This is a genomic window from Huijunlia imazamoxiresistens (assembly GCF_037132455.1).
Classification (GTDB): domain Bacteria; phylum Bacteroidota; class Bacteroidia; order Chitinophagales; family Chitinophagaceae; genus Flavisolibacter; species Flavisolibacter imazamoxiresistens.
The window spans coordinates 51,575-73,742 of sequence record NZ_JBBBEI010000010.1; the positions used below are offsets into that span (position 1 = coordinate 51,575).

The following is a 22,168-nucleotide window of genomic DNA, read 5'->3' on the forward strand; positions in this document are numbered from 1 at the left end:
GGTGCTGGCACCCGCCTGCCATACCGATGAAAGCCTGATCCCGGAACTGGAGGGCCCTTACCCGGAGCGGCCGAACTACCCGTAAGCGGAACATTTACTGGATTCAGACAACGATAACTATTATAAGCCAAGTGGCAACCGATAAGACTGTCATCAGTATGATAATTGTTGCTCAGAACAAGCCCTAAAAGGTCACCGTGGACTTCAGGGGCGTATCGCCTGAAGAACCGCCGGCAAGGATATCGAAGGCGCCCGTCTCCAGCACCCACCTGCCCTGGATATCGTTGTAATATTGGAAGGCATCTTCGTTGAGCGTTACCGTTACCTCCTTTTCCTCTCCCGGCTGCAGCCACACTTTCTGAAAACCTTTCAATTCCTTTTGCGGACGGGGCAGCAGCGACCGCTGCTGGTGCACGTACACCTGTGCTACCTCGGCACCGGCAACCTTGCCGGTATTTTTCAGGCGGAACGTTACCGTTGCGCGGCCGGTGGCGGCGGTTGCCACCTTGATGTTGCTGTAGGCAAAACGGGTATAGGACAGCCCGTGGCCAAACGGGAAGAGCGGTTGTACGTTGTAGGTATCGTAATAGCGGTAGCCCACGTAGATGTCGTCGAAGTAATAAACCGATTTGCCGTCGCCGGGAAACTGTCCCAGCTTATGCGCCGGCACATCTTCCAGCGTTTTGGGAAAGGTCATGGGCAGCTTGCCCGAAGGGTTCACCTGGCCGTAGAGGATGCGGGCCAGGGCATGGCCGCCCTCCATACCCCCATACCAGGCCTGCACGATGCCCCGGGCCTGCGGCGCCCAGGCCGACAGGTCGGCCGGGCCGCCGCCGATCAGCACCACCACCGTCCGCGGGTTGGCAGCCACCACGGCCTTTATCAGCTCGTCCTGCCCGAACGGCAGGTGCATGTCGGGCTTGTCGGTGCCTTCGGCATCATAGGCGTTATCGCTCCATTTGCTGTAATTGTAGCCATGCGTCCAGCCGCCGACCACGATGGCCACGTCGGCCCTGGCCGCGGCCGCGGCTGCTTCTTTGATCAGGGCCGCATCGGCCGTGGCAGCCCGCTCATCCTTGTAGCCCGGGGCGAATTGAATGGTGGTTCCTTTACCCGCCAGGGCTTGCAGGCCCTGCAGCGGTGTCACCTCGTAAAAAGCCCGCACCTGCGAGGAGCCGCCGCCCATGGACTGGGGCCGCAGGGCGTTCGCCCCGATCACCGCCAGGCGCCTGATTTTCTTCGCATCCAGGGGCAGCAGGCCGCCTTCGTTCTTCAGCAGCACGATGCCTTCCTCCGCCACCCGGGCCGCCGTTTGCTGGTGCTCCTTTGTATTGTACGCGCCCTTTTTGCGGCTCCCGTCCATCATGCCGGTTTTATACATGACGCGTAAAATGCGGCGCACCTTATCGTCGATCAGCGCTGCGGGAATACGGCCGGTGCGGACCAGGGTCACCACCGTATCGCCCAAAAAGAATTTGCCGTAGTTGCGCTGGGCGCCCTGTTCCAGGTCGGTGCCCATTTCCAGGTCGGTGCCGTTCCAAAGGGCTTCCCAGGTGTTGTGGACAGCGCCCCAGTCGCTCATGAGGAGACCCTGGAAGCCCCACTCGCCTTTCAGCACGCCGTTCACCAGGAAATGGTTGTGGGTGGCCCACTGGCCGCGGAACTTGTTGTAGGCGCCCATGACGGTATTCACGCCGCCCTCGGTAACGGCAGCCTTGAAACCGGGAAGGTAAATTTCCCTTAAGGCCCGCTCACTCATCTGCACGTCGATATGTCCGCGGTCTTTTTCCTGGTTGTTGGCGGCATAGTGTTTCAGGCAGGCCGACACGCCCTGGTCCTGCACGCCTTTGATGTAGCCCACGCCCATGCGGCTGACCAGGTAGGGGTCTTCGCTCTGGTACTCGAAGTTGCGGCCGTTGAGCGGCGAGCGCAGGATGTTGATGCCGGGACCGAGGATGACGTCCTTGCCGCGGAAGGCGGCCTCGCTGCCCAGCACCTGGCCGTAGGCATAGCCCAGGGCAGGGTTCCAGGTGGCGGCCAGGCACACGCCCGTAGGCAGGTAGGTGCCGCTGTCGTACACGTTTTTGTCCAGCGTCCAGTCGCGGCCGTGCTCGGGGCGCACGCCGTGCGGCCCGTCGGAGGTGGTCAGTTCGGGTATGCCCAGGCGGGGCACGCCACCCGAAGTGAAGGAGGAAGAGGCATGGATCATGCCCACCTTTTCTTCCAGCGTCATCTTTTGGATCAGGTCGCTGATTTTCTTTTCGTTGGCCGCATCGTTTTGCGCTCCTGCCGTCAGGCCCACGGCCAGGGCAGCGGATAAAAACAGTTTTCTCATGGTTGGTGGTATCGCGAATAAATTTTGAAAGTTGGAAAGCAAATGCGCGGTTCCTGTTATTGTTTTACGGTAACCTGCCTGCCTGAATAGCGTACCGTAGCATCGGGCTTCCGCTCAAGGTCCAGGGCAACGGGTTTTTCCCGGGAAACCCAAACTACGTTGAACACACGGTTTTGCAGCATGCCCGGGAATTGTCCCTTGCGGTCGCCGATGGTCAGCATTTTCGTTTGTTCGTTATAGTGAAAAGGAATTTGCGCATGCAGTCCTTTCTCGTAATTGTTATTGGTGCCTTCATCTTCATAAAGCGTAAACGAAGCGTTTTTGCCGGTATAAACAAACAGCGTAATGCTGTCGGCGGTCTTTTCGGAAGTGTATTGCAGCTCGGGACCCAGGGGCAGGATGCTGCCTTCCTTTACATAAACCGGCATCCGTTGGTAGGGTGCTTCGGCGGTTATTCTTTTTCCGCCAGGAGTATATTTCCCGGTATACAGGTCGTACCAGCCCTGGCCGGAGGGCAGGTACAGCTCTTTTTCCCGCTCTTTATAAGTATACACCGGGCTGACCAGCAACGAAGGCCCGAAGAGGAACTGGTCGCCGATGCCGGTAACGGCCGTATCAGCGGCAAAGTCCATGACCAGGGCCCGCATCAGCGTGTAGTGGTCGTGGTAAGCTTTGCCGGCCAGCGAATAAATGTAGGGCAGCAGGCGGTAGCGCAGGCGGTTGTAGTACAGCATGCTTTGGTAGGCCGGGTGGTCGTCGGGGGCGATGTGGTACAGCTCGCGGAACGGGAACTGGCCGTGCACGCGGAACAGCGGGCAAAACGCTCCGAACTGGTACCAGCGGGTCGACAGTTCGCGCCACTCGTCGAGGTCGGCGCCTGCCTTGGCCTTTTCGTAGCGCTGCTCCACGGCAAAGCCGCCGATGTCGGAGGTCCAGTAGGGAATGCCCGAAAGTGAAAAATTCAGGCCGGCAGGGATCTGCGCTTTAAAATCCTCCCAGCGGGCGGCGATGTCGCCGCTCCAGGTAGCGGCGGCATAGCGCTGCGAGCCGGCAAAGGCCGAACGGGTAAGAATGAACACCCGCTTGTTCGCATCGGCCGAGCGCTGGCCTTCGTAAATGCCTTTGGCATTCATCAGCGGGTAGGCGTTCAGGTACTGGGCGGCGGGGCCGGCGGCCAGGGGCACCATCTGCTCTTTCCGTTTCTCCGGGCTCACATTCGAAAGAATGTCCGGCTCACTGGCATCCATCCACCAGGCATCCACGCCTTTGGAAAAAAGCTTTTCGTGGAGCAGGTCCCAGAAACCCCTGCGCGCCCCGGCATTGAAGGGATCGTAAAAGGTGGAGACATAGCCCTTGCCGATCCAGTCGCGCTGTCGGTCGGCGATGTTGCGGGTGTACAGCCAGCCCTTGCGGTTAAAGTCGTTATAAGCCGAAATGCCTTCATAAAATTTCGGCCAGACCGAGATCATGAAGCGGGTATGGTACTGGTTGTGCAGCACCCGGATCATGCTGTCGGCATTGGGAAAGCGGGAGGAATCGAAGGCCTGGCTGCCCCAGTCGTCCTGCTTCCAGTAGCTCCAGTCCAGCACGATATTGTCCAGCGGCACCCTGCGCTTGCGGAACTCCGCCACCGTGCCCAGGAGGTCGGCGGCGGTCTTGTAGCGCTCGCGGCTTTGCCAAAAGCCCAGCGCCCATTGGGGCACCAGGGTGGCCCGGCCGGTAAGGGTGCGGTAGCCCGCGATCACCTCGTCCATGCTGCCGCCCCCGATAAAGTAATAATCCAGCTGCCGGCCGGCCTCGGAAGAAAAGCCAAAACCGTCCGCCGGCACGGGTTCCTGCACCTTCAGCGACAGGTAGGACTCGCCGCCGTTGGGGATCCATTCCATTTTTACGGGCACCTTTTTTCCGCCTTCCAGCGGCAGGTCCAGCAGGGCGGAACCCGGGTTCCAGGGCTGCCGCCAGCGGTCGAGCACCAGCCGGCCATCGACCCACAGCTTCAGGTAGCCGCCGTAGGTAAAGCGCAGCTGGTAGGGACCGCCCCGCTCCGAAGCCAGGCTGCCCTCCCAGCGCACCAGCCCTTTATCGGGCCTGAAGGCGGCCGGCAGGCGCCATTTGGTATCGTTGAGGAATTCGTAGTTGATGGAGGAATGGGGCTCTTCCCCTAAAATATCTTCCGCCTTGTTCTTGTCGTTGGCAAAGGAGGCCGTCAGCCAGCCCTGCCGCCCGTCGCGGTCAAAGAGCTGCAGGGCCGATAACGGGCGCAGCGGCGCTTCGCTGCCCACGCGGGTGAGGGAATAGTTGTCCCACAGCAGGCCGTAATTTTTGCGGGAAATTAAAAAGGGAACGGCCACCTCGGTATTGTTCTGAAAAAGGAACACCTGCCGGCCGGCGTAATTGAACAGGCCGTCCTGGTGCTGGCCCAGTCCGTACCAGGCATCGCCGGCTCCGGTGGTGAAGGAACGCGTCACCTGCCACAACTGCCGCCCTTCGAACAGGGCCGGCTCGAAGCTGCGGCCCTGGATGTTTTCGGCCAGCAGTCGGCCTCCCCTGCGGTCGGAAAACACCACCGCGCCGGTCCGCAGTGATACGGAAGCCGTGAGGGCGGAAGTTTTCAGCACCAGCGTGTCTTTTTCCCGTCCCAGCGTCCAGGGGGTTGCGGAAGGAGCCGTGGGGAGCACCACCAGGCTGGTATCGGCGGGCAGCTCGCGGGTGGGCGCCGCCTGCACCCGGATGATGTGCGGCCGCACCACCTGCAGCCGCAGCAGGCGAACCGAACCGGAAAAGGAAGCGTCGGGATATACCTGCACGCCATCGGCGGTTTTTACAAAAGCGGGCGCCTGGGCCTGCCCCCGCAGGGAGCAACTTAGGGCAGTAAGACCCAAAACAAGGGAGCAAAACTTTTTCAGCAGCATGTCGGTTACTTTTTCCGGAAACCGGTATTGTGGTTTAGGGGCCCGAATTTAGGGTTTGTTTTAACAGAAGGATGGCATTGCCGAAAAAGAGAGAATTTGGAATTTGGTGATTGAAGGTAGATATTTGGAACCGGAAAACAGGGGGGTCCGACGGGGGATCGCCATTTATGAATGGTAATCAGCCGGATACGTGAAAACCGGAGCACCACCCCCTTTTCCCGGCACCCCAAAACCAAGAACCGGTTTTTGCGCACAGGATTTGCGGGGAAACCAGACTTAAATAAATGTCATGAAAGCACAGTTTACGAAACTAGTTAAGGCGGGCAACAGGCTCAGGGAGTTCAATTTCAGGAAGTTACCCAGCGCCGAAAACAATTTATTTCACGTGGATATCAGCGACGACCGCGGCAACCGCATCATTTTTAAAATGCGGAAGAACGCCAACGAGCCCTGGAAGATCATCGACGAAAACCTGCCGCCCTGGATCTACGAGGTGGAAGGAAAGCTGAACGAAGTGATGGAAGAACAGAACTGACCGCAGGCCCAACGCTCAAAAACGTCAAAAGCGTCACATCCGACAAATAAGTCATAAAAGGTTACACCCAAAAACTGACTGTTTACCGTAAATGAACTTTTGCATGAGACCGGTGGATCCATTCATTGTTATCGGAGCGGCGGTCATATACGCGGCTGCGGACGGCGCCCTGGAGGTTGTACCGGTCCTTTCCTTCACCCCCATACATCAGGATCCTGATCTGTGACGAGGCGGCTTCATCGATCTCAAACGTATCATCGCCCTGGAACCCCAGGAGGTAAATGAACCGGGTTTCTCCCGGAAGAAAGGTACGTTCGTACAGTTTCCGTCCAATCCCCCTACCCTCTTTATAACGGTGCACCGTCACCGTTATATTTTTATCTTTATCTCCTTTTACCCGGAACAGCTCGCCCTCATCGCTTCCGTGCACCTGCACGCCTTCGGCGAGGTGGCGGTAATATTCCAGCACCTTTTCGCCCAGGGCGTCGCGGCGGCTGATCAACTTACCCACCAGCAGGGCGCTGTCGAGGGCAAAGATCTCGGGCGGCAGTTGTTTCACCGCCGCGATGATCACGCTGTCGGGCAGCCGCCGGCAAAAGGCTTCGGTTTCGGCCTTCCAGGCGCGGGCATCCAGGCCGTTGAGGAACACCCGGTCGAAATGGCGGGACTTTATATTCAGGGGCTTCAATCCTTTGGCATTCCAGGTAAACCGCGAAATATGGCGCATGGCCGTCAGCCGGGCCAGCCAGGGCAGCAGGCCGTCCGAATGGAAAAAAGCCTGGTCGCGGTCGCGGGGGATGGCGTAATAATAGGTTACCTTTCCCGAGTCGACGGCGCCCCAGCGCCACTGGTCGGCATGGCGGTCCCAGTCGGCCGACAGCATATCGAGCAGGCGGGCCCGGAGCACGCGTCGCTGCAATACCAACTGGTCGTTTTCCTCCACGATCAGCTCCAGCACATCATCGGTCTTTGCCGTTTCCGAGCCGTCATGGGTCGGTTCCCGCTCCTCCAGCATGCACACGGTGCCCCCCATCGGCTCGCGGAATTTTCCGAACGCCCCATCATCGGGCACATAATACAGTGTCGGCCGGGGCGCCATGATGCCGGCCTTGTGGGCGAGGTAGCCTACCGTCACCGCCGCGTAGGGATGCGCCGCCGAGATCATGTCCTGCACTATTTTATTCAGAAACGTTTTGCGGGCCCACAAGGGCAGGGCGCCTTTGGCGTCCTTGTCCACCGTACGCAGGGCCCATTCGCGCCCCCGGTTGTCGGTCAGCCGGAGCGACTTGGTCTGCTGCCCGCCGCCCATCTCCGTGGGTGTCAGCCCGCTTTCCGCCAGTCGAAACACCGGCAGGGTCACCGGCGTGTGCCATTCGCGCCGGTAGTTGTTGCCCATGATCCACCGCCGCAGAAAAGTGGCGGGCTGGTACCGGTCGCTGGCCGCCACGGTAACGGAATCGGGAAAGGAGGAAGCTTTCTTTGGCGCCTGGGCAGCACCCTCCGCAGCCGCCAGCGACAGCACTACCGGCAACATTTTCAGGAAACTCGATATACTATTTTTCGCCATTGTCCGCAATAATGCAAACGATGCGCCGGACTTCTTTATACTTTTACCGCCATGAAAATTTCGCTCTGGACCATAGGAAAAGCCCATGAAGGGTATGTAAAGGAAGGCATTGGTGAATTCACCAAACGCATTTCGAAATACTACCCGGTGGAATGGAACATCCTTCCCGTGCCGAAAGGCGCCACCCTGCTGTCGGAGGGGGACATGAAAAGGCGCGAAGGGGAAATGCTCCTGCAGGCGCTGCGGCCCGACGACTACCTGGTGGCCCTGGACGAAAGGGGCAAGGAAATGAGCTCCGAGGGACTGGCCACCTTCCTGCAGGCCCGCTCCAATGAAAGCGTACGCAACCTGGTGTTCCTCATCGGCGGCGCCTACGGCCTGGACGAGCAGGTGTTGCAACGGGCCAAAACAAAATGGTCGCTTTCACAACTGACCTTCCCTCACCAGCTGGTACGCCTTATCTTAGCGGAACAGGTATACCGGGCCTGTACGATCCTGCGCAATGAGAAATATCATCATAAGTGAGGGGATTGGTTAATTGGTTAATTAGTCAATTGGGAATTGGGAAGAGAGAGATTTATAAACATTAAACAGCATTCATGGAACTGTCCATTACCGTTATTATTGTGGCCGTCACCACGCTGGTGTCCCTGCTGGCGGAGGCCAACCAGCAAATAAAGCAACAACTCATTTTTTACCCGCCGGCTATTTCGCGGAACCACCAGTGGTACCGGTTCATTACCTGCGGCCTGATCCATGGTGATTTCGGGCACCTGTTTTTCAACATGCTGTCCATGTACCTGTTCGGGCGCTTCGTGGAAGAAGGCTTCAACGGCCTCTTCGGCGACCAGGGCAAATGGATGTACCTCTTCCTGTATGTCTCGGCCCTGTTCGTGTCGCTCATGCCCACCTATACCAAGCACAAGGACGATCCGCATTATATGAGCCTGGGCGCTTCCGGCGCGGTGAGCGCCATCGTCTTCGCCGGCCTGATGCTGGTGCCCACCCTGGGCATTTACCTGTTTTTCATTCCCATTCCCATACCCGGTTTCATTTTCGCCCCCCTCTACCTGCTCTTTTCCTTCATGATGGAGCGCAAGGGCGGCGACAACATCAACCACTCCGCCCACATCTGGGGCGCCCTCTACGGCGTCCTCTTCATGGTCATCGCCAGCAAATCCGTTGACTACCCCCTGCTGCAAAACATGGTGCACGAAATCGGGGAGTATATCCGGAGTAAGGGGTGGCTGTAACTTTGAGTTTACGGGTTTAAAGTTTACGGGTTTACGCGTTGCTTGCGCCCGTCAGGAACTCGTAAACTTGTAAACTCGCAAACTCGTAAACTTTTAACGGACCTCTAACCGCCACACCTCCCTCGTTCCGGGGACTACTTTGAAGCGGTCGTCGATGCGGAGGCCGAGCACCCAGGCGATGCGTTTGTCGGATTCCAGCACCCAGACGTCTTCTTTCTGGATCCTGGAGAGGCGCTGGTCGATGAAGAAGCGGGAAAGCTTTTTCTTTTTGCGCAGGCCCAGGGGATAGAAGTAATCGCCGGCCTTCCATTTGCGCAGCAGCAGGGGAAAGCGAATTTCTCTGGCGTCCAGCAGGGCGATGGCCGGGTCCGCGGACATGTTCACTTTTTCTGCAGGCAGCTGTTGCAGGGTCAGGGTTTTGCCGCCGAAGGACAGTTGGTGTGCGCCTTCATCGATAAGGATGATGCCGCTTTCTTCGGTGCGCAGGGGAGCGATGATCAGCCAGGCACGGTTGCGCAGCAGGCGGTGGGTGGGGCTGTCGATGTATTTCCCGGTTTCGCTTTGCAGCAATTTTAGCACCTCGTCCACCTGCCGGTGGGTGAAGCCGTAGCCGCTGATGATCTCGTACACCAGGGTGGGCAGCGAACGGGATTTTGCCAGCTTCAGCACCGGGATGTGCACCTCCGTTCCCCTTACTTCCAGCAGCCGCTTTTTTTCCTTTTCCACCGCTTCCCGGTAGATGGCTTCGATGCCGGTAAAACGCAGGATACCGGACGCCAGGTTCTGCCGCACCTGCGGGTACACCTGCTCGATGGCCGGCAGCACAGTATGGCGCAGGTAGTTGCGCGTATACTTGGTTTCGTCGTTACTGCTGTCGTGCACCCATTCGAGGCCCCGTTCCGCGGCATAGGCCTCTACCTCCTCGCGGCCGGCAAACAGCAGCGGGCGTACGATGTTGCCCGCTTTGGGACGGATGCCCCGTAAGCCGCTGATGCCGGTGCCCTTGAAGAAATTCATCAGCACGGTTTCAATGTTGTCGTCGCGGTGGTGGGCCGTCAGCAGGTAGTGATGGACCAGGGGCTCCCCGTTGACCTTAGAGGATTGACCATTGACGACCTCCGCAAACCAGTCGTAGCGCAGCTTGCGGGCGGTTTCCTGGATGGAAAGGCCCCAGTCGGCCGCCGTTTGCGCCGTATCGAACCGCTGCAGGAAGAAGGGCACCTGGTAGTGTTCGGCCAGATGGCGCACGAAGGTTTCGTCGCGGTCGCTTTCCGCCCCGCGAAGGGAAAAATTGCAGTGGGCGATGGAAAAGGCCAGGCCGGCACGGGCGCAGAGGTCGCACAGGACCACCGAGTCCACCCCGCCGCTAACGGCTATCAATAAACGATCGCCTGTACCAAACAGGTGGTTTTCTTTAATATACGCAAGGAATGATTGAAACAAGTTCGTGGTTTGAAGTGGGTGGTTGGTGGTTCGGAAGCCTGGTGCAACATTGATGAGCTTTTTACCCATTTGCGCATTGCCCATTGTCTATTGACCATGGACCATTGTCTAATGCTTTTTGCTAAAACGTCAGGTCTTCGTAGGCGGTGCGCAGCTCGTTGTAGGCATGCTGGTCGCCGGCTTCTTTGGCCTTCTGCATACCCTTTTCGTATACGGCTATGGCTTCCTGCTCCCGTTGGTTGCGCTCCAGCAGCTTGGCCAGGTGGTAATAGCTGCCCACGTAGCTTTCATCGGCCCGCAGGAGGTTTTCAAACACGGTCTGCGCCTCCCCGTCCTCGCCCTTTTTTATGAGCTCCAGGGCCAGGGCGTGCTGCAGAAAACTATCGCCGGGGTTGGCGGCCAGGTACTCTCTGATCCGGGTGATTTTATCCATTTCCTTCTGGGACCGCTTATTTTTTGCGGCTTTCTTTTTGCTTATATTTGAGAATGTTAGTTGCATAAGCAACTAATGAACCTTAACTTTAATGGTATGAAAATTCTGGTGTGCATCAGCAAAACGCCTGACACCACGGCAAAAATAGCCTTCACGGAGAACAACACGAAATTTGCCGAGGCGGGTGTGCAATGGATTATCAATCCCTACGACGAATGGTACGCCCTGGTTCGTGCCCTCGAATTGAAAGAAGCCGACCCCGCCACGGTACTTCACCTGGTCAACGTCGGCGGCGCCGACAGCGACGCCATCATCCGCAAGGCCCTGGCGCTGGGCGGCGACGAAGCCATCCGGGTCAATGTCGAGCCCGAAGAAAGTTATTTTACCGCCCTGCAGCTGGCCGAAGTGGTGCGCCAGGGAGGCGGCTACGACCTGATCCTTACGGGCAAAGAAACCATTAATTACAACAACGGGGCGGTCGGCGGCATGCTGGCGGAACTGCTGGACCTGCCCTACGTGGCCGGCGCAATCTCCTTGCAGCTGGCGGGAAGCACCGCCACGGTAAAACGCGAAATTGAAGGGGGCGAAGAAACCGTAGAGGTTCCGCTCCCGCTGGTGGTCAGCTGCCAGAAGGGCGTGGCCGAGGCCCGCATCCCCAACATGCGCGGCATTATGGCGGCCCGCACCAAGCCCCTCAAGGTGGTGGAGCCCGTGGCGGCGGACACCTTTACTTCGGTGGCCTCCTTCGGCCTGCCCCCGGCCAAGGCCGGCGTCAAGCTGGTGCCCGCCGACCAGCCGGAAGAACTGGTGCGCCTGTTGCATGAAGAAGCCAGGGTGATCTGAGGAATTCGTTAATTGGTTAATTGGGAATTAAGGAAGGTGGAACACCCAACACAAAACTGATTCTGACCTTGTGGGGAAAGTCAGGAAAAGACCATTTCATACAAGAAAGCATTGCCGACCTAAACCCCAATATCCCAATTAACTAATGAACCAATTCCCCGGGTTTAACTCCTGTTACCCATTTAAAAAAATCTTTCAACTATGAGCGTTCTCATATACATCGATCATTCGGATGGCAAAGTCAAGCGGAGCACGTTGGAAGCCATCAGTTACGGCGCAAAGATCGCCGCGCAGACCGGCGAAGCGGCCGAAGGCGTGGCCCTGGGTTCCGTAAGCGACGACCTGGCGGCCCTGGGCCAGTACGGCCTGAAGAAAGTGCACCACGTACCGGACGGCAGCCTGCAGTCCTTTGATTCGGGCGTGTACGCCAAGGTGGTGGCGCAGGTGGCTGCCGAAACCGGCGCCACGGTGGTGGTGTTTTCCAATAATTCGAGCGGGAAAGCGCTGGCGCCCCGGGTGGCCGTGCGGCTCAAGGCCGGCCTGGTAGCCGGCGCAGCGGCCCTGCCCGAAACCGGCGGCGGCTTCGTGGTCAAAAAGAATGTTTTTTCCGGGAAAGCCTTTTCCAACATCACGGTGCAGACGCCCGTAAAAGTCATTTCCCTGAACGTCAACGCCTTTACCATTGCCGCCGCCAACGGCGCCCCGGCCGAGGTAGCGCCCTTTGCCGCCACCGTGGACGCCCCGAAGGTAAAGGTCGTCTCCAGCGATAAAACCACCGGAACGGTGTCGCTGACCGAAGCGGAACGGGTGGTCAGCGGCGGCCGCGGCCTCAAAGGCCCGGAGAACTGGGGCATCGTGGAAGACCTGGCCTCGGCCCTCGGCGCGGCGCTGGCCTGCAGCCGGCCCGTGGCCGACGCCCACTGGCGGCCGCACAACGAGCACGTGGGCCAGACCGGCATTGCCGTGGCGCCCAACCTGTACGTGGCCATCGGCATCAGCGGGGCGATCCAGCACCTGGCCGGCGTCAACCGCAGCAAAGTCATCGTGGTCATCAACAAAGACCCCGAAGCCCCCTTCTTCAAGGCGGCCGATTACGGGATCGTAGGCGACGTGTTTGAGGTGGTTCCCAAAATCACCGAAGCGGTAAAAAAATTAAAAGGCTTAAGCTGAGCTTAAGGCCAGAATCTGCCCCGGCAAAACAGTTCGGGGCATTTTTATTTGTTGAAAATATGTAGGTTTGTACCTATTCAACCGAATACGTAATCGTACAAGTTTTTATCAGGTTCATGTTATGAAGAAAATAGAATTGGAAATTGTTGCCTTATCTCACAGTATCACCCAAACCCATTCGTATGCCGTAGTATTGGGCGAAGTAAACGGTTTAAGGCGGCTGCCGATTGTTATCGGGGGTTTTGAGGCCCAGGCAATTGCAGTGGCCCTGGAAAAAATGCAGCCCAGCCGTCCGCTTACCCACGACCTGATGAAAAACTTCATGAATGGTTTTAACATCGACCTCCAGGAAGTAGTGATCACCGACCTGCAGGAAGGCATCTTCTACTCCAAACTGGTGTGCACATCCGAAAACGACACCATCGAAATCGATTCCCGCACCTCCGACGCCCTGGCCCTGGCCGTGCGCTTCGGCTGCCCGGTATATACATATGAACACATCCTGGAAAGCGCCGGCATCCTGATGGAAGATACCTCCTCTTCCAAAAAGCAAAAAACCCCTTCCGAGTACGAGGAAGACCCCGGCAAGGAAGACCTGAAAGCCATGTCGCTGGACGACCTGAACAAGCTTCTGAACGATGTGCTGGAGCACGAAGATTACATCCGGGCCATTGCCATCCGCGACGAGATCAACAGCCGCAAGAAAAACAAATAAGCGCCTGTTCCTCTCCGTTGCCTGCCGGCTTCCGGCGTTTTATCCATCCGTCTCATACGCTTAATCAGAAATTTTTGGTTGTCTTTCCCAACTGTAAAATCAACCTGGGCCTGCATATCCTGCGCAAACGCGGCGACGGCTTCCACGACCTGGAAACCGTCTTCTACCCCGTTGCCCTGCAGGATGCCCTGGAAATCATAACAAACACCGCCGGCGACGGGCCGGTGCTGCATCCCTCCGGCCTGGTGATCGACGGCCGCCCGGAGGACAACATCTGCACCAAAGCCTATGGCCTGCTGAAAGCCGATTTTCCCCTCCTGCCGCCGGTGCACCTGCACCTGCACAAGGTGATTCCCGCCGGCGCAGGCCTGGGCGGCGGCAGCGCCGATGGCGCCTTTACCCTGCTGGCACTGAACCGCAAATACCGGCTTGGACTGACCGAAGAACAGCTGCTCCGCTATGCCCTGCAACTGGGCAGCGACTGCCCCTTCTTTATCCACAACAAGCCTTGCCTGGCCCGCGGCCGCGGCGAAGAGTTCGAAGCCATCGGCCTGGACCTGTCGGCGTTCAAAGTGCTGCTGGTCAACCCGAAGATCCATGTGAACACGGGCTGGGCCTTTTCGCAGCTGCAGCCTACCGACCAGCGCCCCTCCCTGAAGGAAGTGGTGGAAAGCCCCGTTGCCACCTGGCAAAACCGGCTGGAAAATGATTTTGAAGGCCCCATCTTTTCGAAATTCCCCGAAATTGCCGCCCTCAAGGCGCAGCTGTATGCCCTGGGCGCCCTGTATGCTTCCATGAGCGGGAGCGGCTCCACGGTCTACGGCCTCTTTCCCAAAGAACAGCCCCTGTCCCCTTCCTTCCCTGCTCATTATTTTGTCCGGGAATGTTAAGCCCCTGTTCGCCCTTAACGAGCCTGCCGTCCACGCTTTTAGCCCGGATATCGTAATTTGGACCCCCTAAACTGAACTTATGGCCCCTGTATCTGCCTTGTCGCCCACGACGCAACATTTTTTGGAACTGGAAGAGAAATACGGCGCCCACAACTACCATCCCCTGCCGGTAGTGCTGAGCCGTGGCCAGGGTGTGTTTGTCTGGGATGTGGACGACAAGCGCTACTTCGATTACCTGAGCGGTTATTCGGCGGTGAACCAGGGGCACTGCCATCCCCGTATCGTGGAGGCCTTGGTGCATCAGGCATCGCGGCTGACGCTGACCAGCAGGGCCTTCCACAGCGACCTGCTGGGCGAGTACGAGCAGTTCATCACCGCTTATTTCGGCTACGACAAGGTTCTGCCCATGAATACGGGCGTGGAGGCGGTGGAAACGGCCATTAAGCTGTGCCGGCGCTGGGGCTATGCCGTGAAAGGCATTGAAGAAAATGCCGCCAAGATCCTGGTATGTTCGGATAACTTCCACGGCCGAACCTCTGCCGTAGTATCCTTCAGCACCGACCCTTCCTCCTACCGGCAGTTTGGTCCTTTTATGCCGGGCTTCGAGGTCATTGCCTACAACGATACCAGGGCCCTGGAGCAGGCGCTGGAAGACAAGAACGTGGCCGGCTTCCTGTTCGAGCCCATCCAGGGTGAGGCCGGCGTGGTGGTGCCGGATGAAGGTTTTTTGACAAAGGCCAAAGAACTTTGCCGTGCCGCCAACGTGCTCTACATCGCCGACGAGATCCAGACCGGCCTTTGCCGGACCGGCAGGATGCTGGCCTGCGACCATGAGGGCGTGCGTCCCGACATCCTTATCCTGGGCAAGGCCCTGAGCGGCGGCACCCTGCCGGTAAGCGCCGTGCTGGCCGACGACCCCATCATGCTGACCATCAAGCCCGGCGAACACGGCTCCACCTACGGCGGCAATCCCCTCGCCTGCCGCGTTGCCATGACCGCCCTGCAAGTGTTGAAGGACGAAAACCTGGCGCTGCAGGCCGCCGACCTGGGCGCGCATTTCCGCCAGGCGCTCCGCAACCTGCAGTCGCCCTTTATCCAAACGGTCCGGGGCAAGGGCCTGCTCAATGCCATCGTGGTGGACCACCCGCAGAAAGACGCCGCCTGGAAGCTGTGCCTGCTGCTGATGGAAAACGGTTTGCTGGCCAAGCCCACCCACGGCGACAAGATCCGCCTGGCACCCCCGCTGGTCATCACCCGCGAACAGATAGACGAAAGCGTGCAAATTATAGCGGCTTGCCTGAAGAAAATATAGACGAAGTGCGACGATAGAAGTACTTATTCTTTCGTGCCTATTTTTGTTTTTAAATACTGAACGACTTTGGAGAATAAAACGGCAATGGAGATGGCGATTGGCCTCAGCGACGGGCTGGGGGTTCCTTTTGTGCTGGCAACGGGCCTGAGCGCCGTTTGCCACTCGCCGGCAACCATTTGCACCATCGTCCTGCTGCAGGCAACTGCCGGTGCGGCCGCCATGGCCTGGGCCGGGTACGAAGCTGCGAAAACCGGCGCCGATACGGCCCCTTCCACAGAAAGCCAGCGGTCCGAAGAGCCGGTACAAAAGGTACGGGCCTTTTATGCCCGCCTGGGCGTTCCGGCCGAGGTGCAGGAACAGGCGGTGACGGAAGCGCTCAAAGACCGGGAAGATTGGAAACACCTGCTGCGGGAAGAACAGGTGGGGCAACCGGCTGCAACGCCCGATCCCTGGAAAGGAGCGCTGGTCATTGGTGCGGCTTATTTTGCCGGCGGCCTGGTGCCGTTAATTCCTTACTTTTTCAGGGACCAGCCCCTGGAGGCCCTGCCTTATGCAACAGCGCTGACCCTCATTTTTCTTTTTACCCTGGGCTGGTGGCGCGGCAAGGCCACGGGCATCGCGCCCCTGCCCGGAGCGCTCCGCATTACCCTGTTAACCGCCCTGGCCGCTACTGCCGCCTTCTTCGTAGCCCGTTTGTTCGTATAAGCCGGTTGCTAACGCCAATGGCTATTCGCCTGCGTGCGCTTTTTTACCGGGATCATTGAACAAGGCACTCAGGAGCACCAGTGCGGAAAAAAACAAAAAGAGATAAAGGGCGGGCTGCCGCTCGGGGCACTCGCCGGCTTCGCAGCGGGAAAGCAAAATGAAATTGCGCAGCGACCAGGTTAAATTAATGGCGGCGACAAAGATGTTGATGCGCACCGCCCACAAGCGGGGGATCAGCGCAAATACCAGGTACAGGCCTACCATTATGATATTGAGGTAACCGGGCTTGCCGTAAGTGGTCCCTTCGGCATGCATGCCGCTGATCACGATGTTCTTGCCCGGAACGACGATCCAGGGAAAGTAAAGGGAAACTATCAGGGCTATGGCGGCCGCTATACCGACCCATTTCATCCAACGCATGGCGCGAAAATAAGCAATTGGCCCATTGGGATATTGGTTAATTGGTTCCTTCGTTAATTGGGCCCGGACATGCGGACGGTTTCTCTCCCTCCCGGATATCCCAATTAACAAAGGAACCAATTAACCAATTCCTTCCTGCTCATAGCTTAAAGCTTAAATCCTATCGACACGCCCAGCACCCGGTGCTTGTTGTTGTTGTCGGCTGAATTGTCGGCGGTGGATTGGAGCTTGGCGAGGCCCAGGCCGTAGCCGACGGCCAGCACTGCCCCTTTGGATTCGATGCCGGCGGTGCCGTTGAGGCCGTAATCGAAGCGGCGCACGATGCCGAAACCGGCCCCTTCCTGGTAGTTCAGCGTGGTGGGATCGTCGTTGGAGAACTCAATGTTCCGTTCCACCTTGCCGCTTCCCAGTATGCCCCGGTATTCGATGCGGGTCTTACCCGATACCCCAATGCCCAGGTAAGGACCGGCACCAAAAAAGAATTTGTGCTGCTGGCCCAGGGGCACCTTGAATACCAGGTTGGCAGGGATCTCGATGTAGTAGATATTAGAGGTCGCCTTGGAGGTAAGGGATTCCGTTTTCGACCCTTTGCCCGTAAACAGGATGCCGGGCTGGAAAGAAAGCACCTCATCAAAAGCAACGTCCCCGATCAGTCCCAGGTGGAAACTGGTAAGCCCTTTGGCGTCGTCCACCTTTCCTTCATCCGTTACCGATACATTGGCAAAATTTACCCCGGCCCTTAACTGTGCTCCCCCCTGGGCTGCCGCACCCGTACAGGCCAGCGCCGAAGCCAGGCCGAATAAAACCAGTTTTCCTTTCATATATATTCAATTTAATGTCAAAAGATGCCAAAAACAGGTACGAATATCCTGTAAAAGACAATTCCTTCCGCACCGAAGCTGCATGAAGTTGCAGACGCAAAAAAAAGCCCCATCATTTTAGCTATAAAATGATGGGGGTCAGGATTTTTAAACGCAGATGGCTTCAACCCGAATCCTGTAGGACAGGAAACTTCCCGGCCAGGATACCAAGGTTCTTCTCCAGGAAGATTAACAGGCGTGGTAGGACATGGATATTGATATTGGAAAACTGAAAACCAAGTCTAATTTAAAAAAAAGAAATGGATAGTTTATCCTTTCCCGGGCGTATTTTTTTCCCGGTTCCAATCCCTCCGCTGCCGGCCGCCTCACTCCTTTTTTTCCGCGGGGATGATGGAAATGCTGCCGTCACGTTCAAGGACAGCGTATTTTATCTGCTCCATCCGTTCCAGTCCCTGGTTCAGGCGGGCCGCCTCCATTATATCCTCCTCGTCTACCTTTACCTTTTTCATTCGCTCCTTCAGGGGCCGGCCGTTGTCCACCAGCACCAGCGGAGCACCGTCAACGATCTTCTCCAGCCACGGCCACTTGCCTTTGATCAACGTAAACACCAGGTCCAGGCCCACCAGGGTGCACACCATGATAAAACAGGCGGTCAGGGAATAGTCCTGGCCGATCAGGGCATTGGTGGTGGTTTCGCTGATGATCAGCAGCAAGACAAAGTCGAAAGTGGTGATCTCCGAAAGGCTGCGTTTTCCCAATATCCTGAAGATCAGGAATACAAACAGGTAAACCGACAAGCCGCGCAAAACAGGGTCCATAATCAGGGGTATATGAAATGAGCAATGGAAAAGGGTTGATCGTTCACCTGCAGTTGCGCCGCAAAGGAGCCGTAGTGCTGGGGCTTCAGGTAAAACACCACCGTAAGGGGGCCGGTTCCTTGGAACCGGTACTGTATCCGCCCGCCGCTATAGGTAGTGGCCTCGGGTTCGGGTATAATGGCGTCGACCAGAAAATTTTTCAGGTAGGGGCCGGGCAGGCTCACGACGGTGGCCGAATCGCCGGCCTGCCGGTCGATCTTCAGCTCCATTTCGGCCTCGTACCGGAAAAATCGTTCATAGGTAACCGTTACCTGGTCCGACCGGAGCTTTTTTTCACTGATGGGACCATTACCAAATAAGCCTATAGCCGCCAGCAGGAGGAAGAGCAAAATAAAGATCCATCCTGCCCGCTGTATTTTCCAGCCTCTCTGGTGAAGGGGGAGGTCTTCGTCTATTTGAAGCGTGGTCTTCACTTCTTCAACGGGATGTTTTTCGCCAGCCATGGGATTGTTGTTAGGTAAACAGGGGAATCCCTTGCAAAACTGTTGCCATTCATGGGATTAAAACCGGCCGGAAACAAAAAAGCCCCGTTTCGCCGAAGGCGAAACAGGGCCATATTCTGCATTGCGGAAGCAGAGCTCCGCAGTGGGGTTGATCTTAGTAATCCATACCCATACCACCGCCCGGCATTGCAGGAGCAGCCGCGGCTTTGGGTTCGGGTTTGTCGGCGATCACGCACTCGGTGGTCAGCACCATACCGGCAATGGAAGAAGCGTTTTCCAGGGCGATACGGCTCACTTTAGTGGGGTCGATTACACCGGCAGCGATCAGGTTTTCGTACTGCTCCGTGCGGGCGTTGAAACCAAAGTCGCCTTGGCCTTCCTTCACCTTGTTGACCACTACGCTGCCTTCGATACCGCAGTTTTCCACGATCTGGCGCAGGGGCTCTTCCAGGGAACGGCGAACGATCTGTACACCGGTAGCTTCGTCGCTGTTCAGGGTTTGGATATTGTCCAGGGAAGCGATGGCGCGAACATAGGCTACGCCACCACCCGGAACGATGCCTTCTTCAACGGCAGCGCGGGTAGCGTGCAGGGCGTCGTCCACACGGTCTTTCTTCTCTTTCATTTCCACTTCGGTAGCGGCACCTACGTTCAGCACGGCTACACCACCGCTCAGCTTAGCCAGGCGCTCCTGCAGCTTTTCACGGTCGTAGTCGGAAGTGGTATTTTGAATTTGGGATTTGATCTGGTTGATACGGGCAACGATCGCTTCTTTTTCGCCACGGCCGCCAACAACGGTAGTGTTGTCTTTGTCGATCACCACGCGCTCGGCTTTACCCAGGTAGGTCAGGTCAGCGTTCTCGAGCTTGTAACCTTGCTCTTCGCTGATCACGACGCCTTTGGTCAGGATCGCGATGTCCTGCAGCATTTCCTTGCGGCGGTCGCCGAAGCCGGGGGCTTTCACGGCAGCTACTCGCAGGGTGCCACGCAGCTTGTTCACCACCAGGGTAGCCAGGGCTTCACCTTCCAGGTCTTCAGAGATGATCAGCAGGGGGGCGCCTTGCTGGGCTACTTTTTCCAGGATATGCAGGATGTCCTTCATGCTGCTGATCTTTTTGTCGTAGATCAGGATGTAGGGGTTCTCCAGTTCGGCTTCCATTTTCTCGCTGTTGGTCACGAAATAGGGAGAAATGTAACCGCGGTCGAACTGCATCCCTTCTACCACTTCGATACCGGTTTCGATACCTTTGGCTTCTTCGATAGTGATCACACCGTCTTTGGAAACTTTGGCCATGGCTTCAGCGATGAGCTTACCGATCTCGCTGTCGTTGTTGGCGGAGATGGTAGCTACCTGCTCGATTTTCTTGTTGTCGTCACCTACAGCCTGGGACTGGGTGCGCAGGTTATCCACAACGGCGCGAACGGCCTTGTCGATACCACGCTTCAGGTCCATGGGGTTGGCACCGGCGGCAACGTTTTTCAGACCTTCGGTGATGATGGCCTGGGCCAGAACGGTAGCGGTAGTGGTACCGTCACCGGCCACATCGGCAGTTTTGGAGGCAACTTCTTTCACCATCTGGGCGCCCATGTTCTCGATAGCGTCTTCCAGGTCGATTTCCTTGGCTACGGAAACACCGTCTTTGGTAACGGAGGGAGCGCCGAATTTCTTCTCGATCACTACGTTGCGACCTTTGGGGCCTAAGGTTACTTTTACTGCGTTTGCCAGAACGTCAACGCCTTTTTTCATTTTGTTGCGGGCGTCGGTTTCAAAAAACAATTGTTTAGCCATAATATGTTGCTGTTTGTAAAGATTGGGGGTTAAAGGATGAAGTTCCAGCTGCGTAGGGGCAGCCGCTGTTGATCCGATGTACTTACACTATTGCTAAAATGTCACTTTCTCTCATGATCAGGTAATCCTGTCCTTCGATGGAGATCTCGGTACCGGCATATTTACCGTACAGAACGGTGTCGCCTTCTTTCACGGTTACCGGCTCGTCTTTTTTACCAGGACCGGCAGCCACAACGGTACCACGCTGGGGTTTTTCTTTGGCAGTGTCGGGGATAATGATACCACCGGCAGTCTTTTCTTCGGCAGCAGCCGGTTTCACAATTACTCTGTCGTGCAATGGGGTAACATTCAATTTGTTAGCCATACGTGTATTTTTTGTTTGGTTTTAAGTGAAAGGTTTCCTTAAACATCCCGTTTTCGGGTGGGACGCGGAAGGTAGTCGATAATTGTGCCATGCGGCCGAAACCGGAAAAAATTGCAGTCTGGCAGCTTTAACATACTATTTGGTCATTCCGGTAGGACATTTTTTACAGGCACCTGCCAAAATTGCACGCATAATAGGCAATAAGCAATAGGCGATAAGCAATAGGCAATGGGCCATATAAAGGTTGCCCATTGCTCATTGCTTATCGCCTATTGCTTATTGCTTATTACTTATTGCCTATCTTCGCCGGCTCAAACAGTTCTTAATCACATGATAAGCAGAAGAAATATTAGGGTAAAAGTGATGCAGACCCTGTATACGTTAGCCACCCTGGAAAAAGAAATCAAGCCCGGCGAACCCGTAAAATTGCTGCAGAAACATTTTGACCAGTCCCGCGAACTCCTCATTTACCTCATTCATTTTTTTACGGAAATAGCCGCCTACGCCGAAACCGACGCCTATGCCCGCTCCTCCAAGCACCTGCCCAGCGCCGAGGACCTGAACGTTAATACCAAGATTTCCGGTAACGAGATCATCTGGAAGATCAAGGAAGACCCCACCCTGCAGGCCCAGTCCGCCCAGGACCGGCCCGACCAGAAAATCGACAAGGACCTGGTGCGCAAGTTCTATTACCTGCTGACCGAAACGCCTGAATACAAAAAATACATCGCCGTAGCCGAGCGTTCCTATAAATCGGAGCGCGAGATCCTGGACTTCCTGTTCAACGACCTGCTGCTGCCCAACGAGCTGTTTACCAGCCACCTCGAAGAGATTTTCATCAACTGGGACGACGATGCCGACATGGTGGTACAGCTGTTCAAAAGCTACCTGCACAAGCCCGGCACCTTCAACTTCCGGCAGATCGTGGCCCCCGACAAATGGGAATTTGCCAAAAGCCTGCTGAATACCGTGCTGGAGAAAAAAGAATACCTCGAATCGCTGATCGTACCGAAGCTGAAAAACTGGGACGCCGAACGTATTGCCCTGCTCGACATGATCATCATGAAAATGGGTGTGGCCGAGTTCAGCTATTTCGACACCATCCCGCCCAAAGTGACCATCAACGAGTATATCGACATCGCCAAGGAGTACAGCACCCAGCAGAGCGGCCAGTTCGTCAACGGCATCCTGGACAACATCCACAAGGAGCTGCAGGAGCAGGGTAAGCTGCACAAAACGGATTTTAAAAAAATATAAAATGTAAAATGCAGAAGGTAATATGTAAAATATGGATGGAAAAATATAAAACACAATAGGACAGCCTGCCGGCTTTATTCCCG

At 56.7% G+C, this 22,168-nt stretch carries 21 protein-coding genes; 10 read left to right on the forward strand and 11 right to left on the reverse strand.

Annotated elements, in window-relative coordinates:
* Window positions 1-184: 184 nt before the first annotated feature.
* Window positions 185-2,335: a glycoside hydrolase family 3 C-terminal domain-containing protein gene (locus V9K67_RS13595; protein ID WP_336723332.1), complete on the reverse strand. Its 2,151-nt coding sequence runs from the start codon at window positions 2,333-2,335 to the stop codon at window positions 185-187.
* 56 nt (window positions 2,336-2,391) lie between these two features.
* Window positions 2,392-5,247, reverse strand: a complete 2,856-nt coding sequence (locus tag V9K67_RS13600; RefSeq protein WP_336723334.1) for a TIM-barrel domain-containing protein — start codon at window positions 5,245-5,247, stop codon at window positions 2,392-2,394.
* A gap of 289 nt (window positions 5,248-5,536) precedes the next feature.
* Here V9K67_RS13600 and V9K67_RS13605 point away from each other — a divergent pair, with 289 nt between their 5' ends.
* Complete coding sequence (locus V9K67_RS13605) at window positions 5,537-5,782, forward strand: hypothetical protein (RefSeq protein WP_336723336.1); 246 nt, start codon at window positions 5,537-5,539, stop codon at window positions 5,780-5,782.
* Between the two features lie 82 nt (window positions 5,783-5,864).
* Here V9K67_RS13605 and V9K67_RS13610 read toward each other — a convergent pair whose 3' ends face one another.
* A complete protein-coding gene (locus V9K67_RS13610; protein WP_336723338.1) occupies window positions 5,865-7,349 on the reverse strand; it encodes a hypothetical protein in 1,485 nt (494 codons plus the stop codon).
* Between the two features lie 51 nt (window positions 7,350-7,400).
* Here V9K67_RS13610 and V9K67_RS13615 point away from each other — a divergent pair, with 51 nt between their 5' ends.
* Both V9K67_RS13615 and V9K67_RS13620 read left to right on the forward strand, forming a co-directional pair.
* Window positions 7,401-7,874: a 23S rRNA (pseudouridine(1915)-N(3))-methyltransferase RlmH gene (locus tag V9K67_RS13615; protein WP_336723340.1), complete on the forward strand. Its 474-nt coding sequence runs from the start codon at window positions 7,401-7,403 to the stop codon at window positions 7,872-7,874.
* Between the two features lie 74 nt (window positions 7,875-7,948).
* The gene (locus V9K67_RS13620) at window positions 7,949-8,602 is read left to right on the forward strand and encodes a rhomboid family intramembrane serine protease (protein ID WP_336723342.1); all 654 of its coding nucleotides are present in this window, start codon (window positions 7,949-7,951) and stop codon (window positions 8,600-8,602) included.
* A 93-nt stretch (window positions 8,603-8,695) separates the two neighbouring features.
* Here the strand turns inward: V9K67_RS13620 and tilS are convergent, their stop codons facing one another.
* Both tilS and V9K67_RS13630 read right to left on the reverse strand, forming a co-directional pair.
* Window positions 8,696-10,045: a tRNA lysidine(34) synthetase TilS gene (gene tilS, locus V9K67_RS13625; protein ID WP_336723344.1), complete on the reverse strand. Its 1,350-nt coding sequence runs from the start codon at window positions 10,043-10,045 to the stop codon at window positions 8,696-8,698.
* Window positions 10,046-10,166: 121 nt separating this feature from the next.
* On the reverse strand, window positions 10,167-10,478 hold the full coding sequence (locus tag V9K67_RS13630) for a hypothetical protein (RefSeq protein ID WP_336723346.1): 312 nt from the start codon (window positions 10,476-10,478) through the stop codon (window positions 10,167-10,169).
* 96 nt (window positions 10,479-10,574) lie between these two features.
* Between V9K67_RS13630 and V9K67_RS13635 the strand changes: the two genes are divergently transcribed.
* The 6 genes from V9K67_RS13635 (at window position 10,575) to V9K67_RS13660 (ending at window position 16,113) form a co-directional block, all read left to right on the forward strand.
* A complete protein-coding gene (locus V9K67_RS13635; RefSeq protein WP_336723348.1) occupies window positions 10,575-11,321 on the forward strand; it encodes an electron transfer flavoprotein subunit beta/FixA family protein in 747 nt (248 codons plus the stop codon).
* Between the two features lie 201 nt (window positions 11,322-11,522).
* A complete protein-coding gene (locus tag V9K67_RS13640; RefSeq protein ID WP_336723349.1) occupies window positions 11,523-12,491 on the forward strand; it encodes an electron transfer flavoprotein subunit alpha/FixB family protein in 969 nt (322 codons plus the stop codon).
* A gap of 121 nt (window positions 12,492-12,612) precedes the next feature.
* Window positions 12,613-13,206: a bifunctional nuclease family protein gene (locus V9K67_RS13645; protein ID WP_336723351.1), complete on the forward strand. Its 594-nt coding sequence runs from the start codon at window positions 12,613-12,615 to the stop codon at window positions 13,204-13,206.
* A gap of 74 nt (window positions 13,207-13,280) precedes the next feature.
* Window positions 13,281-14,096 (forward strand): 4-(cytidine 5'-diphospho)-2-C-methyl-D-erythritol kinase, encoded by an 816-nt coding sequence (ispE, locus tag V9K67_RS13650; protein WP_336723353.1) that lies wholly within the window; start codon window positions 13,281-13,283, stop codon window positions 14,094-14,096.
* Between the two features lie 79 nt (window positions 14,097-14,175).
* A complete protein-coding gene (gene rocD, locus V9K67_RS13655) occupies window positions 14,176-15,408 on the forward strand; it encodes an ornithine--oxo-acid transaminase (RefSeq protein WP_336723355.1) in 1,233 nt (410 codons plus the stop codon).
* An 84-nt stretch (window positions 15,409-15,492) separates the two neighbouring features.
* A complete protein-coding gene (locus V9K67_RS13660) occupies window positions 15,493-16,113 on the forward strand; it encodes a VIT1/CCC1 transporter family protein (protein WP_336723357.1) in 621 nt (206 codons plus the stop codon).
* Window positions 16,114-16,134: 21 nt separating this feature from the next.
* Here V9K67_RS13660 and V9K67_RS13665 read toward each other — a convergent pair whose 3' ends face one another.
* The 6 genes from V9K67_RS13665 to V9K67_RS13690 all read right to left on the reverse strand — a co-directional run bounded on the left by V9K67_RS13665 (window position 16,135) and on the right by V9K67_RS13690 (window position 20,828).
* Window positions 16,135-16,533 (reverse strand): hypothetical protein, encoded by a 399-nt coding sequence (locus V9K67_RS13665; RefSeq protein WP_336723358.1) that lies wholly within the window; start codon window positions 16,531-16,533, stop codon window positions 16,135-16,137.
* A 146-nt stretch (window positions 16,534-16,679) separates the two neighbouring features.
* A complete protein-coding gene (locus V9K67_RS13670) occupies window positions 16,680-17,354 on the reverse strand; it encodes a porin family protein (protein WP_336723360.1) in 675 nt (224 codons plus the stop codon).
* A 365-nt stretch (window positions 17,355-17,719) separates the two neighbouring features.
* Entirely contained in the window at window positions 17,720-18,172 is a 453-nt protein-coding gene (locus V9K67_RS13675) for a DUF421 domain-containing protein (RefSeq protein WP_336723362.1), read from the reverse strand.
* 2 nt (window positions 18,173-18,174) lie between these two features.
* Window positions 18,175-18,675, reverse strand: coding sequence for a hypothetical protein (locus V9K67_RS13680; protein ID WP_336723364.1), 501 nt, complete (start codon window positions 18,673-18,675; stop codon window positions 18,175-18,177).
* 154 nt (window positions 18,676-18,829) lie between these two features.
* Window positions 18,830-20,464, reverse strand: coding sequence for a chaperonin GroEL (gene groL, locus V9K67_RS13685; protein ID WP_336723366.1), 1,635 nt, complete (start codon window positions 20,462-20,464; stop codon window positions 18,830-18,832).
* 82 nt (window positions 20,465-20,546) lie between these two features.
* Window positions 20,547-20,828, reverse strand: a complete 282-nt coding sequence (locus V9K67_RS13690; RefSeq protein ID WP_414696774.1) for a co-chaperone GroES — start codon at window positions 20,826-20,828, stop codon at window positions 20,547-20,549.
* A 330-nt stretch (window positions 20,829-21,158) separates the two neighbouring features.
* On the opposite strand from V9K67_RS13690, the gene nusB reads away from it, so the two are divergent.
* Window positions 21,159-22,085, forward strand: coding sequence for a transcription antitermination factor NusB (gene nusB / locus V9K67_RS13695; protein WP_336723368.1), 927 nt, complete (start codon window positions 21,159-21,161; stop codon window positions 22,083-22,085).
* Window positions 22,086-22,168 lie beyond the last annotated feature (83 nt).

Bases quoted from the DNA above. Each gene is read 5' to 3' on its own strand.
- V9K67_RS13605 (WP_336723336.1), top strand. From the start codon at position 5,537: ATGAAAGCACAGTTTACGAAACTAGTTAAGGCGGGCAACAGGCTCAGG.
- V9K67_RS13600 (WP_336723334.1), bottom strand. From the start codon at position 5,247: ATGCTGCTGAAAAAGTTTTGCTCCCTTGTTTTGGGTCTTACTGCCCTA.
- V9K67_RS13635 (WP_336723348.1), top strand. From the start codon at position 10,575: ATGAAAATTCTGGTGTGCATCAGCAAAACGCCTGACACCACGGCAAAA.
- V9K67_RS13680 (WP_336723364.1), bottom strand. From the start codon at position 18,675: ATGGCTGGCGAAAAACATCCCGTTGAAGAAGTGAAGACCACGCTTCAA.
- nusB (WP_336723368.1), top strand. From the start codon at position 21,159: ATGATAAGCAGAAGAAATATTAGGGTAAAAGTGATGCAGACCCTGTAT.
- V9K67_RS13665 (WP_336723358.1), bottom strand. From the start codon at position 16,533: ATGCGTTGGATGAAATGGGTCGGTATAGCGGCCGCCATAGCCCTGATA.
- V9K67_RS13640 (WP_336723349.1), top strand. From the start codon at position 11,523: ATGAGCGTTCTCATATACATCGATCATTCGGATGGCAAAGTCAAGCGG.
- V9K67_RS13610 (WP_336723338.1), bottom strand. From the start codon at position 7,349: ATGGCGAAAAATAGTATATCGAGTTTCCTGAAAATGTTGCCGGTAGTG.
- V9K67_RS13670 (WP_336723360.1), bottom strand. From the start codon at position 17,354: ATGAAAGGAAAACTGGTTTTATTCGGCCTGGCTTCGGCGCTGGCCTGT.
- rocD (WP_336723355.1), top strand. From the start codon at position 14,176: ATGGCCCCTGTATCTGCCTTGTCGCCCACGACGCAACATTTTTTGGAA.
- V9K67_RS13660 (WP_336723357.1), top strand. From the start codon at position 15,493: ATGGAGATGGCGATTGGCCTCAGCGACGGGCTGGGGGTTCCTTTTGTG.
- V9K67_RS13630 (WP_336723346.1), bottom strand. From the start codon at position 10,478: ATGGATAAAATCACCCGGATCAGAGAGTACCTGGCCGCCAACCCCGGC.
- V9K67_RS13675 (WP_336723362.1), bottom strand. From the start codon at position 18,172: ATGGACCCTGTTTTGCGCGGCTTGTCGGTTTACCTGTTTGTATTCCTG.
- V9K67_RS13595 (WP_336723332.1), bottom strand. From the start codon at position 2,335: ATGAGAAAACTGTTTTTATCCGCTGCCCTGGCCGTGGGCCTGACGGCA.
- V9K67_RS13690 (WP_414696774.1), bottom strand. From the start codon at position 20,828: ATGGCTAACAAATTGAATGTTACCCCATTGCACGACAGAGTAATTGTG.
- groL (WP_336723366.1), bottom strand. From the start codon at position 20,464: ATGGCTAAACAATTGTTTTTTGAAACCGACGCCCGCAACAAAATGAAA.
- V9K67_RS13645 (WP_336723351.1), top strand. From the start codon at position 12,613: ATGAAGAAAATAGAATTGGAAATTGTTGCCTTATCTCACAGTATCACC.
- V9K67_RS13615 (WP_336723340.1), top strand. From the start codon at position 7,401: ATGAAAATTTCGCTCTGGACCATAGGAAAAGCCCATGAAGGGTATGTA.
- V9K67_RS13620 (WP_336723342.1), top strand. From the start codon at position 7,949: ATGGAACTGTCCATTACCGTTATTATTGTGGCCGTCACCACGCTGGTG.